This is a genomic window from Frankia sp. EI5c (genome assembly GCF_001636565.1).
In the GTDB taxonomy this organism is placed as follows: Bacteria; Actinomycetota; Actinomycetes; order Frankiales; family Frankiaceae; genus Parafrankia.
Genome location: NZ_LRTK01000096.1, coordinates 21,468 through 37,365, shown reverse-complemented (window position 1 = coordinate 37,365; position 15,898 = coordinate 21,468). Strand labels below are relative to the sequence as shown.

The 15,898-nt window shown below is 71.6% G+C and carries 13 protein-coding genes and 5 pseudogenes; 13 read left to right on the top strand and 5 right to left on the bottom strand.

Annotated features, from left to right (window positions below; genetic code table 11):
* From UG55_RS42655 to UG55_RS24045, 11 genes and pseudogenes are all read left to right on the top strand, one after another.
* A pseudogene (locus tag UG55_RS42655) lies at positions 1–668 on the top strand (thiamine pyrophosphate-binding protein); the annotation flags it as partial.
* 6 nt (positions 669–674) lie between these two features.
* Positions 675–1,373: thiamine pyrophosphate-dependent enzyme (locus UG55_RS42650; RefSeq protein WP_396231001.1), on the top strand; the 699-nt coding region annotated here is incomplete at its 5' end.
* A gap of 64 nt (positions 1,374–1,437) precedes the next feature.
* Positions 1,438–2,563 (top strand): annotated as a pseudogene (locus UG55_RS24070) (aldehyde dehydrogenase family protein); the annotation flags it as partial.
* Between the two features lies 1 nt (position 2,564).
* Positions 2,565–2,698, top strand: a pseudogene (locus UG55_RS42645) (aldehyde dehydrogenase family protein); the annotation flags it as partial.
* A 16-nt stretch (positions 2,699–2,714) separates the two neighbouring features.
* On the top strand, positions 2,715–2,856 hold a 142-nt coding region (locus UG55_RS42635), incomplete at its 5' end, for an aldehyde dehydrogenase family protein (RefSeq protein ID WP_242425021.1).
* Between the two features lie 39 nt (positions 2,857–2,895).
* The gene (locus UG55_RS24065) at positions 2,896–3,879 is read left to right on the top strand and encodes an MDR family oxidoreductase (RefSeq protein ID WP_066073451.1); all 984 of its coding nucleotides are present in this window, start codon (positions 2,896–2,898) and stop codon (positions 3,877–3,879) included.
* A gap of 14 nt (positions 3,880–3,893) precedes the next feature.
* Positions 3,894–5,117 carry a MaoC family dehydratase N-terminal domain-containing protein gene (locus UG55_RS24060; protein ID WP_066073448.1) on the top strand — a complete coding sequence of 408 codons (1,224 nt, stop codon included), beginning with the start codon at positions 3,894–3,896 and terminating at the stop codon, positions 5,115–5,117.
* A gap of 4 nt (positions 5,118–5,121) precedes the next feature.
* On the top strand, positions 5,122–6,873 hold the full coding sequence (locus UG55_RS24055; protein WP_066073445.1) for a class I adenylate-forming enzyme family protein: 1,752 nt from the start codon (positions 5,122–5,124) through the stop codon (positions 6,871–6,873).
* A pseudogene (locus UG55_RS24050) lies at positions 6,870–7,538 on the top strand (SDR family NAD(P)-dependent oxidoreductase); the annotation flags it as partial. The gene UG55_RS24055 and the pseudogene UG55_RS24050, both read left to right, overlap by 4 nt.
* Before the next feature lies 1 nt (position 7,539).
* Positions 7,540–7,652: SDR family oxidoreductase (locus UG55_RS42630; protein ID WP_242425020.1), on the top strand; the 113-nt coding region annotated here is incomplete at its 5' end.
* A gap of 172 nt (positions 7,653–7,824) precedes the next feature.
* Positions 7,825–9,099 (top strand): hypothetical protein, encoded by a 1,275-nt coding sequence (locus UG55_RS24045; protein ID WP_066073438.1) that lies wholly within the window; start codon positions 7,825–7,827, stop codon positions 9,097–9,099.
* Positions 9,100–9,132: 33 nt separating this feature from the next.
* On the opposite strand, the gene UG55_RS24040 is transcribed toward UG55_RS24045, so the two are convergent.
* From UG55_RS24040 to UG55_RS24030, 4 genes and pseudogenes are all read right to left on the bottom strand, one after another.
* Entirely contained in the window at positions 9,133–10,023 is an 891-nt protein-coding gene (locus tag UG55_RS24040) for an SDR family NAD(P)-dependent oxidoreductase (protein WP_242425018.1), read from the bottom strand.
* On the bottom strand, positions 10,020–10,487 hold the full coding sequence (locus UG55_RS24035) for a pyridoxamine 5'-phosphate oxidase family protein (RefSeq protein ID WP_066073435.1): 468 nt from the start codon (positions 10,485–10,487) through the stop codon (positions 10,020–10,022). Before UG55_RS24035 ends, UG55_RS24040 begins: the two co-directional genes overlap by 4 nt.
* Before the next feature lie 50 nt (positions 10,488–10,537).
* Positions 10,538–10,694 (bottom strand): annotated as a pseudogene (locus tag UG55_RS42625) (long-chain fatty acid--CoA ligase); the annotation flags it as partial.
* Between the two features lies 1 nt (position 10,695).
* Positions 10,696–12,022: class I adenylate-forming enzyme family protein (locus UG55_RS24030; RefSeq protein WP_242425019.1), on the bottom strand; the 1,327-nt coding region annotated here is incomplete at its 3' end.
* Positions 12,023–12,541: 519 nt separating this feature from the next.
* On the opposite strand from UG55_RS24030, the gene UG55_RS24025 reads away from it, so the two are divergent.
* The gene (locus tag UG55_RS24025; protein ID WP_242425017.1) at positions 12,542–13,831 is read left to right on the top strand and encodes a CaiB/BaiF CoA-transferase family protein; all 1,290 of its coding nucleotides are present in this window, start codon (positions 12,542–12,544) and stop codon (positions 13,829–13,831) included.
* 14 nt (positions 13,832–13,845) lie between these two features.
* The gene (locus UG55_RS24020; protein WP_242425016.1) at positions 13,846–15,348 is read left to right on the top strand and encodes an AMP-binding protein; all 1,503 of its coding nucleotides are present in this window, start codon (positions 13,846–13,848) and stop codon (positions 15,346–15,348) included.
* An 83-nt stretch (positions 15,349–15,431) separates the two neighbouring features.
* Here UG55_RS24020 and UG55_RS24015 read toward each other — a convergent pair whose 3' ends face one another.
* Positions 15,432–15,785 (bottom strand): group 1 truncated hemoglobin, encoded by a 354-nt coding sequence (locus UG55_RS24015; RefSeq protein WP_066073429.1) that lies wholly within the window; start codon positions 15,783–15,785, stop codon positions 15,432–15,434.
* Positions 15,786–15,898: the final 113 nt, after the last annotated feature.

Below are 15,898 nucleotides of genomic sequence, written 5' to 3'. Positions count from 1 at the left end.
GCCGCATCCAGTTCGTGAAGCAGGCGGAGCTGTTCGACCCGTCGGTGAAGTACAACGCGAGCATCGAGTACGCCGACCAGACCGACGAGGTGATTCGGGAGGGGCTGCGCAAGGCGCTGTCCGGCACGCCGGGCCCGGTCTACATCGAGTACCCCTCGCACATCATCCAGGAGGAGCTCGACGTCCCGGAGCCGCTGCCGCCGTCGCGGTACCGGCTGGTCGGCCAGACCGCCGGCCCGGACAGGATCGCCGCGGCCGTCGCCGCGATCAAGGCGGCGAAGCAGCCGATTCTGCTGGTCGGGCACGGTGTGCACACCGCCCGCGCGGGGGAGTCGGTCAAGGCGCTGGCGGACCTGGTCGCCGCTCCGGCCATCCAGACCTCCGGCGGCACCTCGTACATCAAGGGCCTGGAGGACCGCACCTTCTCGTACGGCTTCTCGCCCGCCGCGGTCGACGCGGTCGTGCAGTCCGACCTCGTCGTGGCGATCGGCACCGAGCTGGGTGAGCCGGTCCACTACGGGCGCGGGCGGCACTGGCTGGCGAACGAGGCCAACCGCACCTGGATCCTCATCGAGCAGGACGCGGAGGCGATCGGCGTCAACCGCCCGATCGACGTCCCGCTGGTCGGCGACCTGCGCGCGATCGTCCCGCAGCTGGTCGAGGCGCTCNNGGANTCNCCGCGCACCCCGACGCCGGAGCTGGCCGGCTGGATCCGCCAGGACGCCGAGCGGCTCGCCGAACTGGCCGAGACGGCGCCTTCCGGCGGCTCCCCGGTGCACCCGGCCCGCCTCATCGTCGAGGCCACGAAGGTCTTCCCGGCCGACGGCATCATGGTCCGCGACGGCGGCGCCACGACCATCTTCGGCTGGACCTACTCGCAGGCCAAGCCGCACGACGTCATGTGGAACCAGAACTTCGGCCACCTGGGCACCGGCCTTCCGTACGCGGTGGGTGCCGGTGTCGCGGCCGGTGGCAAGCGGCCGATGATGCTGATCACCGGTGACTCGTCGTTCCAGTTCCACATCGCCGAGCTGGAGACCGCCGCCCGCCTCAACCTGCCGCTGGTCTGCGTCGTCGCCGTCGACTACGCCTGGGGCCTGGAGGTCGGCGTCTACAAGCGCACGTTCGGCCAGGGGTCGCTGGAGACCGGCACCCACTGGAGCAAGGAGACCCGCTTCGACAAGGTCGCCGAGGGTTTCGGCTGCTACGGCGAGTACGTCGAGCGCGACGAGGACATCGCGCCCGCCATCAAGCGCGCGTACGCCAGCGGAAAGACGGCGGTCATCCACGTCGCCGTCGACCCGAAGGCGAACTCGGAGGAAATGCCGAGCTACGACGAGTTCCGCACCTGGTATGCGGAAGGCACCCAGTGACGGCCAGCGCCGTCCGTCCGACTGATATCCGTCCGCAGGTCCCAGGAGAGGAGTTCGGGAAGTTATGCGTGAAGCACTGAAGTTCTACATCGGTGGCCGGTGGGTCGACCCGGCCGAGGACGCGACCTTCAACGTGGTGAACCCCGCCACCGAGGAGATCGCCGGGGTGGTGGCCGCCGGTTCGGCCGCCGACGTCGACCGCGCCGTGGCCGCGGCGAAGGCCGCGTTCCCGAGCTGGTCGGCGAGCACCCGCGAGGAGCGCATCGAGCTGCTCGAGAACATCCTCGACGTCTACCAGAAGCGGACCGCCGACATCGGCGCCGCGCTGACCGAGGAAATGGGCGCGCCGGCGGCCCTCGCGGGCGGCTTCCAGGTCGGACTGGGCGCGGGCCACCTGACCACCGCGATCGAGATCCTGAAGAACTACGTCTTCGAGGAGCTGCGCGGCTCCACCCTGGTCGTGCGCGAGCCGATCGGGGTGTGCGGGCTGATCACCCCGTGGAACTGGCCGCTGAACCAGATCGCGGTCAAGGTCGCCCCCGCCCTGGCCACCGGCTGCACCATGGTGCTCAAGCCGTCGGAGAACACGCCGTTCACCGGCCAGATCTTCGCCGAGATCCTGGAGGCCGCGGGTGTCCCCGCCGGGGTCTTCAACCTGGTGCAGGGCGACGGCCTGAGCGTGGGTGTGCCGCTGACCGTCCACCCGGACGTCGACATGGTCTCCTTCACCGGCTCGACCCGCGCCGGCGTGGAGATCGCCCGCAACGCCGCGCCCGGCGTCAAGCGGGTCACCCAGGAGCTGGGCGGCAAGGGCCCGCACATCATCCTGGACGACGCCGACTTCGCCGCGAACGTCGCCAAGGGCGTGGCGGGCGTGATGCTCAACTCCGGTCAGACGTGCAGCGCCGCGACCCGCATGCTGGTGCCCGCGTCCCGGCTGGACGAGGCCATCGAGGCGGCCCGCGCGGCCGCGGAGCAGACCTCCGTCGGTGACCCGACGACCGAGGTCGCGATCGGCCCGGTGGTCTCCGGAGCCCAGTTCGACAAGATCCAGGCGCTGATCCAGAAGGGCATCGACGAGGGCGCGACGCTCGTCATCGGCGGCCTCGGCCGCCCGGAGGGCCTGGAGAAGGGCTTCTTCGTCCGGCCGACCGTCTTCGCGGGCGTGCACAACGACATGACCATCGCCCNGGAGGAGATCTTCGGGCCGGTGCTCGCCATCATCGGCTACTCCGACATCGACAACGCCATCGAGATCGCCAACGACAGCGAGTACGGCCTCGCCGGCAACGTGTCCGGCGCGGACATCGAGCAGGCCCGCGCGGNGGCCCGCCGGGTCCNGGTCGGCATGCTCACGATCAACGACGGGTTCGACTTCGCCGCGCCCTTCGGCGGTTTCAAGAAGAGCGGCAACGGCCGCGAATGGGGCGAGTTCGGCTTCGAGGAGTACCTGGAGACCAAGGGAATCCTCGCTTATCAGTAGGGCGGCCCGCCGCCCGTGTAGAAAGGGCCAGTTTCTCCGATGTTTTCCGCGATCCTCATCGAAAAAGGCGACTCCGGCCAGACCGTCGGACGCACGACCCTGGACGAGTCGGCGCTCCCGGAGGGAGACGTCACCGTCGAGGTCGAGTACTCGACGTTGAACTACAAGGACGGTCTCGCCATCACCGGGAAGTCGCCGGTGGTGCGGAAGTTCCCGATGGTCCCCGGCATCGACCTTGTCGGCGTGGTCAGTGAGAGCTCGCACGCGGACTGGAAGTCCGGCGACCGTGTCGTGCTCAACGGCTGGGGCGTGGGTGAGACGCACTGGGGCGGGTTCGCGCAGCGGGCCCGGCTCAAGGGCGACTGGCTGGTGCCGCTGCCGTCGGCCTTCACCCCCCGGCAGTCGATGGCGATCGGCACCGCCGGCTACACCGCGAGCCTGTGCGTGGACGCGCTGGTGAAGTTCGGCGTCCGTCCCGAGCAGGGCGAGGTGCTGGTGACCGGCGCGACCGGCGGCGTCGGCAGCGTGGCGGTCGCGCTGCTGACCAAGGCGGGATTCAAGGTCGCGGCGGCGACGGGGAAGGCTTCGGAGGCTGACTACCTGAAGGAGCTCGGCGCGGTGACGGTCCTGGACCGCGCCGAGCTCTCCGAAAAGGGCAAGCCGATGCAGAAGGAGCGGTGGGCCGGGGTCGTCGACTCGGTCGGCAGCTTCACGCTGGCCAACGCCACCGCGCAGACCCGCTACGGCGGCGCGGTCGCCGCGTGCGGTCTCGCCCAGGGCATGGACTTCCCGGCGTCGGTCGCGCCGTTCATCCTGCGCGGCGTGTCGCTGCTCGGCATCGACAGCGTGATGGCCCCCGCGGCCCCCCGGCTGGCCGCCTGGGCGCGGCTCGCCAGCGACCTGGACCCGGCCGCGCTGGAACTGATCGCCGAGGAGATCGCGCTGGGCGACGTCATCGACGCCGCCGAGCGGCTCCTCGCCGGCAAGGTCCGTGGCCGCATCGTCGTCGACGTCAACCGGTAGTCGGGAGCAGACCGATGAGCGAGAGTTCCGAGACGGAGCAGACCCCCAAGCTGGACCTCACCGACGTCGACCACCGGGTGGGCAAGCCCGTCGGCGGCGGGCAGCTGTGGGAGCCGTGCGCGCCGAGCGACATCCGTCGCTGGGTGATGGCGATGGACTACCCCAACCCGATCCACTGGGATGAGGAGTTCGCGAAGAAGAGCAGGTTCGGCGGCCTCGTCGCCCCGCAGTCCATCGCCGTCGGGCTGGACTACGGGCACGGCGCCGCACCGGCCTGCGTGGGCTACATCCCCGGCAGCCACCTCATCTTCGGTGGCGAGGAGTGGTGGTTCTACGGCCCGCGCGTGCGGCCGGGGGACAAGCTCTACCAGAAGCGCCGCTTCCACGACTACAAGGTCACGGACACGAAGTTCGCCGGGCCGACGATGTTCTCCCGCGGCGACACGACCCACACCAACCAGGTCGGCGACCTGGTTGCGCGCGAGCGCTCCACGGCCATCCGCTACCTCGCCTCCGAGGCGGAGAAGCGCGGCATGTACGAGAGCCAGCTCGGCGAGCTCAAGCGCTGGACGCAGACCGAGCTCGCGGAGATCGAGAAGCTGCGCCACTCCTGGCTGCTGTCGAACCGGGCCGGCGTCTCCCCGGCGTTCGAGGAGGTGAAGGTCGGTGACGTGCTTCCCCGGCGCGTGATCGGCCCGCACAGCATCGCCAGCTTCACCACCGAGTACCGGGCCTTCCTGTTCAACATCTGGGGCACCTTCCAGTGGGTGGCGCCCCCCGGCATCGAGGACCCCTGGGTCAACCAGGACCCGGGCTGGGTCGAGGGCTTCGGCTTCGACGAGGAGGGCGCCCGGATCGACCCGCGGCTGCGCGACGGCCTCTACGTCGGCCCGTCCCGCGGCCACATCGACGCCGACAAGGCCAGCGAGGTCGGCATGGCCCGCGCCTACGGCTACGGCGCCACGATGGGTGCCTGGTGCACCGACTACCTCGCCTACTGGGCGGGGCACGAGGGCATGGTCCGTCACACCAGGGCCAACTTCCGCGGCCCCGCCTTCGAAGGGGACGTCACCTACTTCGACGCCGAGGTCGTCGACAAGCAGGCGGAGTCCGTCTGGGGCGTCCCGGTCGTCCAGGTGCGGCTGCGCCTGACCAACCAGGACGGCGGCCTGCTGGTCGACTGCACCGCGGAGGTCGAGCTTCCCTACGCGAGCGACCGCGAAGTGACCGGGGACTGAGACGATGGCTGCGGCGAACGGGAAAGGTTCCGCGGAACCCCAGGAAGCACTCTCGATCGTGTCGGGCCCGCCGCTGAGTGAGGAGCCGGGCCTGGGTCCGCTGACCCTGCCCGGCTTCCTCCGGGAGGTCACCCGGACCTACGGCGACCGCGAGGCCCTGGTCTGGCGTACGGCCGACGGCACCGAGCGCTGGTCCTACACCGACCTGTGGGAGCGGGCGGTCGAGGTGGCCAGCGCGCTGCGGGCGTGCGGCGTGGGCAAGGACTCCCGGGTCGGCGTCCTCATGACGAACCGGCCGGAGTGGATCTCGGCGGTCTTCGGCGTCGGCCTCGCCGGCGGCGTGGCGGTGGTGCTCAGCACCTTCTCCACCGCCGCCGAGCTCGACCACCTGTTACAGGTGTCCGGGACGTCGGTGCTGCTGTTCGAGGGCACTGTCGTCAAGAAGGACTTCGCGGCCCTGCTGACCGAGCTCGAGCCGGAGATCGGCCGGGCCCGGCCGGGGGCGCTGCAGTCGGCCCGCTTCCCCTTCCTGCGCCGGCTCGCCGTGATCGGCGAAGGCGCGGTGGGCGGGGCGATCGAGTCCTGGAAGGACTTCCTCGACCACGGGCGCGACGAGCCGCGGGAACTGGTGGAGGCGACCGGTGCCTCGGTGGCGCCGAGCGACCTGGCGGCGCTGTTCTTCTCCTCCGGTACCACCAGCAGGCCGAAGGGCATCCTCAACTCGCACCGGGGCATCGCCATCCAGCTGTGGCGGTTCGCCCGCATGTACCGGTTCGAGCCGGCGGACAACATCCGCAGCTGGGCCGCCAACGGCTTCTTCTGGTCCGGCAACTTCGGCATGGTCCTCGGTTCCACCTTCTCCACCGGCGGGTCGGTCGTCCTGCAGGCGACGATGGTTCCCGAGGAGGCGCTGGAGCTCATGCAGGCGGAGCGGGTGAACTTCCCGTTCGCCTGGCCGCACCAGTGGGCGCAGCTGGAGGCGGCGCCGAACTGGGCGGACGTCGACCTCAGCAGCATGCGGTTCGTCGACGTGTCCACGGCGCTGGCCCGCCACCCCACGGTCACGACGAACTGGCATGAGCCGGGCCACGCCTACGGCAACACCGAGACCTTCACGCTCACGACCTGCTTCCCGGCCGACACCCCGCCGGAGACGCACCGGGACAGCAGCGGCCCGCCGCTGCCCGGGGTCACCCTGAAGATCGTCGACCCGCTCACCGGCGTGGTGCTGCCGCGCGGCGAGCAGGGCGAGATCTGCGTGAAGGGCCCGACCCTGATGCTCGGCTACCTCGGCATCCCGCTCGACGAGACGCTGGACGCCGAGGGCTACTTCCGGACCGGCGACGGCGGCTATGTCGACGCCGACGGCCTGCTGTTCTGGAAGGGCCGGCTGAACGACATCATCAAGACCGGCGGCGCGAACGTCTCGCCCCGAGAGGTGGACGAGACGCTCATCACCTTCCCCGGGGTGAAGGCCGGGTTCACGGTCGGGGTGCCGCACGAGACCCTCGGTGAGCTGGTGGTGGCCTGCGTCGTGCTCCACGACGGTGTGGAGGCCGAGGCCGGGCAGATCCGGGCCTTCCTGCGGGAACGGCTGGCGAGCTACAAGGTCCCCCGCGAGGTGTTGTTCTTCGCCGAGGACGACTTCAAGATGACGGGCAGTGCGAAGATCAAGACCGCTGATCTGCGCAAGCTCGCCACCGAACGCCTGGAGAAGGATGCGGCGGCCGCCGCCGCTGATGGGAACGCGCCGTGAGCACCGGTTCGGTCGGTTCCGACGGAGCCGGCCCGGCCGGCGGCCGCACGGCCATCGTCACCGGCGGTGCCTCGGGCATCGGCCTGGCGATCAGCCGGCGGCTGGCCGCGGACGGCGCCAAGGTGGCGATCTTCGACCTGGACGGTGCGGCCGCCGAGGTGGCCGCGGCCTCCATCGAGACCGCGGGCGGGACGGCGCGTGGCTACGCCGTCAACGTCACGGACCGCGCCGCGATCGGCACCGGGGTCGAGCGGACCCGCGCCGATCTCGGCCGGCCGACGATCCTGGTGAACAACGCCGGGATGACGCCGCCGAGCCCCTTCCTCGACATCACCTACGAGTCGTGGGTCCGCACGCTCGAGGTGAACCTCACCGGCACCTTCCACTGCTGCCAGGCGGTGCTCCCGGAGATGCTGGCCGAGGGCTGGGGCCGGATCGTGAACATCTCCTCGTCCAGCGTCCACAGCGGCAGTCCGCGGCTGGCCGCCTACGTGGCCGCGAAGTCCGGGGTGGTGGGTCTGACCAAGGTGCTCGCGCTGGAGTTCGGGCCCCGGGGCATCACGGTCAACACCATCCCGCCGGGCTTCATCGACACCCCGATGCTGCGGGACTCCGAGAAGAACGGCCTGATGAACTCCGAGGCGCAGATCGCGAAGACCCCGGTCNGCCGGATCGGCCAGCCCGAGGACATCGCGGCCGCCTGTGCCTTCCTCGTCCGCGAGGAGGCCGGTTACATCACCGGACAGGTCTTCGGCGTGAACGGCGGCCGGAACACCTAGCTCCGGGACAGCGGCGGCGCGCCGGGCCCGCGGATCCTGGTCTGATCCGCGGGCCCCGCGCCCGGTTTCCCGCGCCCGGTTTCCCGCGTCTGGGGAAGTCCTCATGCGTCCTCATCGGACATCTCCGCAAAAGGCGGGGTTCCTCCCGTGCGGCCCGGCAGATGATCGGGCGATGGGATCCTCGGGGACCGGCGAGGACAGGCCGTCACGCGCAGCCGACGACGACGAACTCGTCGTCGTTCTCGACAGCAGGGAGACGCGGCAGGCCGTCATCCGGGAAGTGGCCGTACCGCACGCCGGTGAGGCGGGGCACCAGCTGGTCAAAGTTCGGATTCCGGCCGGAGTGCGGGACAACACCCTGATCCGGCTGGCGGCCCGCGCCCCCGGCGGTGGCGTCGGCCGCATCGCCCCCGGCGTGTTGATCCGGATCCGCGTCACCAGCTCACCGGCTTCGTCGGCGGGGGAACCGGGCGTGCCGCCCCCGAGCGCACGGAGTTCGGGTGTGCGGAGTTCGGGTGTGCCGGCGTCCGGTGGATCGTCCGGTCGGCCTCGCCGCCGGCGAGGCTTCCTGCTCACAGCCTCCGTGCTCGTCCTGCTGCTGGCGGGGACGACGGCGGGTGCCCTCTGGCTCACCCGTGCGTCGGATCCACCCGTTACCGAGGCGGTTTACCAGCAGGCGCTGACCACGTTCGACAACCGGGTCGGGCCCGCCTTCGGGGATCTCGTGGCCGCCGCCACCCCGGACGATGTGAACGTCCGGGCCGGGCAGCTGAAGGAGGCGCTGGATGAGCAGCGCAAGGCTCTGCGCGGGCTGACACCGCCGGGTCCGGTCGGCCAGGCGCACGCCGAACTCGTGCGTGCTCTGCGCGACCTGGCCGACGAGGCGGAGGAGGTGGCCGAGGCCGGCGGGCAACGCGTGCTCTGCACCGGGGCGTCGGCAGCCGGCGACCTCGGGCGTTCCGCCGCCGCCGAGCGGCTCCGGGCCGCGGCCCGTTCCCTCGCCGGCTCGCCCTCCGCCGGGGGCTATGTGGCCGCCGCGTTTCTCCCGGCCCGGGCAGAGGCTGCCAGGCCACCCGCGGCGGGCACGGTGTTCGGCACACCTGATCCCGACAGCCGTGCCTACCTGGAGGTCGACAACGCCCGCGGTGACCAGGACGCGGTCGTCAGCCTCGTCGCCACCGGCGAAAGGTCTCCGCGGCTCAAGATCTACGTCCGGGCGTACGGCACCCAGCGGACCGCGGGAATCCCGAACGGCGCCTATCAGATCTACGTGACGACGGGGTCCGAGTGGGACGGCACCGGGTTCGGGCGGGACTGTGACTTCCAGCGTTTCGACCGGACCATCAGCTACGGCTCAGGCACCGCCGGCTGGGATCTGACCCTGCAGGGCACGATTCTCGGGAACGCGGACCTGGACGGCGTCTCACCCAACTCGTTCCCACGCTGACTGGTGCCAGCGCAAGGACAGCGCGGTGAGCGGTCAGCGTGCCGTCCAGCCGCCGTCCACGACGATTGTCTGGCCGGTCACATAGCTGCCGGCGTCACCGGCCAGCCACAGCACCGCGCCCACGATGTCCTCGGCGGTTCCCTCCTTGGGCAGGGGGGTGTTGCGGCGCAGATATTCGATGGACCGCTCACTGGAGTAGAGCGGGCCGGTGATCTCGCTGCGGAAGAAGCCGGGGGCCACGGTGTTCACCCTGATCGAGTGCCGTGCCCACTGCACGGCGAGCTCCGAGGTCAGCCCCGAAAGGCCCGCCTTGCTGGCGGCGTAGGATGCCTGCGGAATTCCGGGGATGCCGACCTTCCCGCTGATGGACGAGACGTTGATGATGGTCCCGCGGCCGGCGGCGACCATGTGCGGGAAGACGTCCTGGGAGAGTAGGAACGGGGCGAGCAGGTTGAGGTCGATGGTGCGGCGGGAATCCTCGACCGGCTCGGATTCGGCGCGTTCGTAGGTGAACATGCTGCCGGCGCCGTTCACGAGGATCTCGGGCGCGCCGAGGCCCTCGACGACGGCGGGCACGACCCTGCGCACGGCGGCGAGGTCGGACAGGTCGCAGGCGACCGGGAGGCCGTCGATCTCCTTGGCGAGCTCGGTCAGCTTGTCGAGCCGGCGGGCGACGACCGCGACGCGGGCGCCGAACGAGGCCAGCGCCCGCGCGACCGCGACACCGAGGCCGGAGGAGGCGCCGGTGACGATCGCGACCCGCCCGTCGAGGCCGAACACGCGGGCCGCGGCATCAGTCCCGCCGGCGGCCCCGGAGCCCGCCCCGGTGCCGGCCCCGGAGCCAGCTCCGGTGCCGGCCCCGGAGCCAGCTCCGGTGCCGGTCGCGCTGCCTGTCCCGGCGCTGCCCTCGGGAGCTGACGTCATGCGGATGTCCCTTCTGTGGCGGTGTCGGCCAGCCGGATCCGGGAGTTGTCCCAGCGCAGCAGGCGACCTTCGGGGTCCAGTCTGAGCACGGTGCGGTCGGCATAGGCGGCGCGGGCCGCGGCCGGCAGCCGGTGCGGCGCCACCCGGTGGGCGGCGTACTTGCTGTCGAGCAGGTCCCGCACCCGGGTGCGGGTGGCGGTGTCCGTCACGACCCGCACCCGGCCGCTGATGTGGACGGCGCGCAGCTCCACCCACGCCTCGCCGGACTCGACCAGGAACGCCGCCCGCGGTTCGCGGCGGATCCGCGCCAGCTTGGCGGCCCCGGGCGGCGTGGACAGGTAGACGGCGCGGTCGACGACGACGAACCACATCGGCAGCGAGACCGGGGCGCCGTCCGCGCGCAGCGTGGTGAGCACCCCGGTGTGCGCGGACGCCACGAACTCCCAGGCCTCGTCCTCGCTCATCCGGACCGGGCGCTCGCGAGGCGCCGGGTGATCTCGAGGAGCGGGGCCTGTCACCGGTTGGTCTGGACGAGGTCGGCGAGGCCAGTGCGCTGTACCTTGCCCATGGCGTTCACCGGCAGCGCGTCGACCTGCGTCCAGAACTCGGGGACCTTGTAGGGGGAGAGCTCGCGCCGGCACAGGTCCGCGAGCGCGTCCAGGTCGAGTGCGNGGCCCGCGCTCTCGACGACCGCGGCGACCCGCTGGCCGAGGCGGTCGTCGGGCACCGGGCAGACCGCGACCCGGGCGACGTCCGGGTGGGTGGCGATGACCCGCTCCACCTCCAGCGGGTAGATGTTCGCCCCGCCCCGGATGATGACCAGCTTCTTGCGGTCCAGCACTGACAGCCAGCCGTCCGCGCCGACGGTGCCGACGTCGCCGGTGGCGACCGGGCCGGGCTCGGGCGGGCGGATCCGGCCCTCCTCCCAGTAGCCGAGCAGCGGCCGCCACAGACCGGCCCACGGTCCGGTTGTCGCGCCACTCAGCTTCAGCTCGCCGAGCTCGCCGGGAGGCAGCCGGTTGCCGTCGTCGTCGTAGGCCGCGACGTCGTAGCTCGGCAGGACCTGGCCGCTGTTGCCGGGCCGCCACTCGCCGTCCGCCGGGTCGATCGACACGACGGTCGGTGCCTCGGTGAGGCCGTAGGTGACCCGCGGGACCAGCCCGTGTGCCTCGGCGAAGGCGGTGCGCAGCCCGTCGGGGGTGTCGCTGCCCCCGCTCCACACCTCCCGCAGGGAGCTCAGGTCCGCCTCCGGTCGCGCGGCGAGGTCGTAGAGCTGGGCCGGCGCGCCGTTCCACACGGTGACCCGGCGGCTGGAGATCCATTCGACGACCCCGGCGACGTCACGCCGGTTCATCACCACCGCGCAGCCGCCGGCCTGGGCGGTGAGCAGGGTCGACAGGACCATGAGGTTGAGGATCGTCAAGGGGAAGCTGTCGCCCTTGCGCAGCTCGGGCCCCCAGCCGCGGGTGGCGACGAGTACGGCGCCGGGCAGCAGCAGGTTGCGCTGACTGTGCACGACCGCCTTGGGGCGTCCGGACGTCCCGCTGGTGAAGGCGATGCCGGCGGGGGCGTCGAGGTCGAGGTCGAGCGACGGGGCGCGCTCACCGCGGGCCAGCAGCTCGTGCCAGCGGTCGGTGTCGACGCGGTCACCCGTGCCCAGCAGGCAGCGCGGCCCGGCGAGCACGACCGTGGGGTCACAGATCTGGTGCAGGTCCTCCTGCTCACCCGCGGTCAGCGCCTCGCCGATGCCCGCCCAGACCGCGCCGATCCGCTGCGCGCCGTGGAAGGCCGCGACGATATCCAGGTCGTTGGGCAGGCAGGCGGCGACGCGGTCACCCGGCCGGACACCCAGGGACCACAACGCGCCGGCGGCCCGACTGGCCTGTTCGTCGAGCTCGGCGTAGGTCCAGGAGCCGGAGGCCGCCTCGATCGCGGTGGCCTCCGGGCGGGCGGCGAGTGCGGCGTCGAGGACGCGGGCGATCGGGCCGAGCGTCCGCACCGCCGGTGCCTCCCGCCCGCCGGCAGCGGCCGTCCCCCCGGCGGTCGGCGTGGCGACCTGGCCCGTTCGGGGCTGGTCGGGTCCGGGCTGGTGGGTATCCTGCGGCACGTCACGAGGGCTGCTCACGACATCTTGATAGCACTATCCTTACAAGGATTCATCCTCTACTCTCGATGGGCGCCGCCTTCGGGAAACAAGTGCCCCGAGTGCGGCGCTGCTGGGACCAGGGCCGTGCACCACCCGTCGCGTGCCACCCTCCAGGCGTCGTCAGGCGTTCGCCCGCCGTCGCGCGCCGGGCCGCCGGGCGCCGGGCCGCCGGGCGCACGGGACACCCGGGATCCTCGGCAGGTGTCACCCGGCCCCCACGGCAGTGGCGGCGCGGGCCTCGAGAATGGTTAGGGGTGGTCGCCAGGTGAAGGCTCCTAGCAGTTCCAGCGTTCGCCGCGGTTCCAGCGGAGTTCGCCGCGGTTCCAGCGGTATCAGCGGTGCCGGCGTCCGCCACGGCTTTGGACACCGCGGATGAGTGAGGTTCCCGACCCGCGCAACCCCGGCCGCCAGCACTCGGGGCCGCTCGCCGGAATCCGCGTGATCGATCTCACCGCGATGGTGATGGGGCCGTACTGCACCCAGATCATGGCCGACATGGGCGCGGATGTCATCAAGATCGAGCCTCCGGCCGGTGACAACACGCGGTACATCTCCGTCGGCCAGGAGCCGGGCATGGCCGGTGTCTTCGTCAACGTGAACCGCGGCAAGCGCAGCGTGGTGCTGGACCTGCGGTCCCCCGAGGGCCGGGCCGCGCTGCGTGGGCTGGTCGGTTCCGCGGACGTGTTCATCCACTCGATGCGGTCGAAGGCGATCGCCAGGCTGGGTTTCGACTACGCGGCGGTCGCCGAGCTGAACCCGTCGATCGTCTACACCAACTGCTACGGCTACGGCCGCCGCGGGCCGGACGCGGACCTGACCGCCTACGACGACACCATCCAGGCGGAGTGCGGGATCCCGGCCGCTCAGGAGCAGCTCACCGGTGAGAGCAACTACGTCGGCACCATCATGGCGGACAAGGTCGCCGGCCTGACCGCCCTCTACGCCACGATGATGGCGCTGTTCCACCGGGCCCGGACGGGCGAGGGGCAGGAGGTCGAGGTCGCGATGTTCGAGACCATGGCCGCCTTCATGCTCGTCGAGCACGCCAACGGCGCGATGTTCAGCCCGCCGCTGGGGCCGGCGGTGTATCCCAGGGCGGTGGCGCCGAACCGCCGGCCCCACCGGACCAAGGACGGCTACATCTCGGTCCTCGTCTACAACGACAAGCAGTGGTCGGCGTTCGTCAACGCGGTGCGGCCGCCGTGGGCCGGGGAGCACCTCGCCACCCTCGAGCAGCGGGCCCGCCAGATCGACACCGTCTACGCGCTGCTGGGCGAGACCTTCCGCGAGCACACGACGCAGTACTGGCTCGACCTGCTCCGCTCGCTGGACGTCCCGGCCGCGCCGGTGCGGTCGCTCGACGAGCTGTTCGACAACCCGCACCTCAACGCGGTCGGCTTCTTCGAGACCGTCGAGGGCGATCACGGCCCGGTGCGTTTCCCGGGGACGCCGGCCTGGTTCTCACGGACCCCCGGACGCGTCGCCGGCCCGGCGCCGCGGCTGGGTGCCCACACCCAGGAGGTCCTGGGGGCCGACGCACCCGCGGCCCCTTCGAGCGGGGGACGTCCCGCCGCTCAGCATCCTGCCGCTGAACGCTCCGGGACGGGGCTCCCGGCATCCGAGCACGCGGTGACACGGTCCGCCCGATCAGACGGAGGTTGACGATGGTCAATGTCGTGAGCTTGTTGACGACGTCGGCACAGCGCCACCCGGACCGCTGCGCGCTGCGGTTCGCCGGCCGCCGGACCTCCTACCGCGAACTGGGGGACGCCGCGGCGCGGTTCGGCTCCGCGCTGCTGAGCCGCGGACTCGTGCCGGGCGACCGGGTCGGGCTGTTCATGCCGAACTGCGAGCAGTACCTGGTCGCGTTGTTCGGCGCCTGGCACGCCGGCCTTGTGCCGGTGCCGATGAACGCGAAGCTCGCCGGGCCCGAGGTGGCCGTGATCGTCGGGGACAGCGGTGCCCGGGCGCTCATCCACTCGGCGGCCGCGGCCCCGCTGGTGCGCGGGCTGGAGCTGGCCGACGTGCACACGGTGGAGGTCGACCCCGCCGCGCCGGGGGAGGACGGCTTCAGCCGGCTGCTCGCCGAGGGCACGGCGGACCTGGCGCCCGCCGAGGTCGGCGCCGACGACCTGGCCTGGCTGTTCTACACCTCCGGCACGACCGGCCGGCCCAAGGGCGCCCAGCTCAGCCACCGCAACCTGCTCGTCATGACCTGGACGCTGCTCGCCGACGTCTGCGCCTACACCTCGGACGACGTGGTCCTGCATGTGGCTCCGCTGTCACACGGCAGTGGCCTGTACGCGCTGGGAGCCATCGCCCGCGGCGCCGACAACATCATTTATGACGGGGCCGGCTTCGACCCGGACGCCGTGCTCGGCCTCGTCGGCCGGGAACGCGTCACGGTCATCGCCTTCCTGGTACCGACGATGATCGTCAGGATGCTCGCCGCGGAGCCGGCGGACACCGGCTCCCTGCGCTGCGCCGTCTACGGCGGCGCGCCGATCCACGTCGAGCACTCCCGGGCGATGCTCGACCGGTTCGGACCGATCTTCGTCCAGATCTACGGTCAGGGCGAGTCGCCGATGACAGTCACCTACCTCAACCACGCGAGCGCGCCGGACATCCCGCTCGACTCCGCGGGAGTGGCCCACCCCGGGGTCGAGGTCCGCATCCTCGGCGACGACGACGCCCCGGTGCCCGCGGGCGGTGAGGGTGAGGTCTGCGTGCGCGGCGACGTGGTGATGCGGGGCTACTGGAACAACCCGGCGGCGACCGAGCGGGCGCTGCGGGGCGGTTGGCTGCACACCGGGGACATCGGCCGCATCGACGAGCGCGGCTGCCTGTTCCTGCTGGACCGCAGCAGCGACGTCATCATCTCCGGCGGGGCGAACATCTACCCGCGCGAGGTCGAGGAGGTGCTGGTCCAGCATCCCGGAGTGGCCGAGGTCGTGGTCTTCGGCGTACCGGACGAGACCTGGGGCGAGAACGTCGTGGCGGCCGTCGTCGCCGCCAGCTCACCGCCTCCGCCGGAGGGGGAGCTCATCAGTTTCAGCACGGCCCACATCGCCAGCTTCAAGAAGCCGAAGAAGATCATCTACCTGGACGCGCTCCCGAAGAGCGCCTACGGGAAGGTCCTTCGGCGGGAGGCGCGCAGGCTGGTACTGGCCGAGAGCTGAGCGCCGGCCGCTCCCGCCGGAAACAGCCGGCACAGGGTTCGGCCACCCGGGTCACACCCGCGGTGGCCGGCCCCGCCGGTGGGTCAGGCCGAGACGATCTCCGAGCGGAGGGGAGCGAGCGCGGCCCCGATCTGACCGGTGGTCTCGGCCGGGACGCCCAGGCCGCGGAGGGCGGCGACCAGGTGGTCCACCACCGCGTCGAAGTGGGAGTTGGTGATGTTGAGCGGGGTGTGCACGGCCGGAATGTTGCGGCCCTGGTAGACCTCGGGGCCGCCGATCGCAGCGGCGATGAACGCCCGCTGGTGGGCCTTGAGGCTCGGCAGGTCGCGGCCGGCGAAGAAAGGAGCGAGAACGGGGTCCGCCGTCACGCGAACGTAGAACTCGTCGACCGCGGCCTCCACAGCCGTCGCGCCACCGATCGCGTCGTAGATGCTCACCAGAGACTCGCTTTCGCAGAATTGACCTGACCGGGAATCGCTGGCCACGCTGCCCGGCAAGGTCGTGCAGGTGTATGCCCGACGGGTTCACTCAACCGCGGGAACAATGTCCG

What these genes read in the sequence shown, in the direction of transcription:
- UG55_RS24065 (WP_066073451.1), top strand. Translation starts at nt 2,896, where the DNA reads ATGTTTTCCGCGATCCTCATCGAAAAAGGCGACTCCGGCCAGACCGTC.
- UG55_RS24060 (WP_066073448.1), top strand. Translation starts at nt 3,894, where the DNA reads ATGAGCGAGAGTTCCGAGACGGAGCAGACCCCCAAGCTGGACCTCACC.
- UG55_RS24055 (WP_066073445.1), top strand. Translation starts at nt 5,122, where the DNA reads ATGGCTGCGGCGAACGGGAAAGGTTCCGCGGAACCCCAGGAAGCACTC.
- UG55_RS24045 (WP_066073438.1), top strand. Translation starts at nt 7,825, where the DNA reads ATGGGATCCTCGGGGACCGGCGAGGACAGGCCGTCACGCGCAGCCGAC.
- UG55_RS24040 (WP_242425018.1), bottom strand. Translation starts at nt 10,023, where the DNA reads ATGACGTCAGCTCCCGAGGGCAGCGCCGGGACAGGCAGCGCGACCGGC.
- UG55_RS24035 (WP_066073435.1), bottom strand. Translation starts at nt 10,487, where the DNA reads ATGAGCGAGGACGAGGCCTGGGAGTTCGTGGCGTCCGCGCACACCGGG.
- UG55_RS24025 (WP_242425017.1), top strand. Translation starts at nt 12,542, where the DNA reads ATGAGTGAGGTTCCCGACCCGCGCAACCCCGGCCGCCAGCACTCGGGG.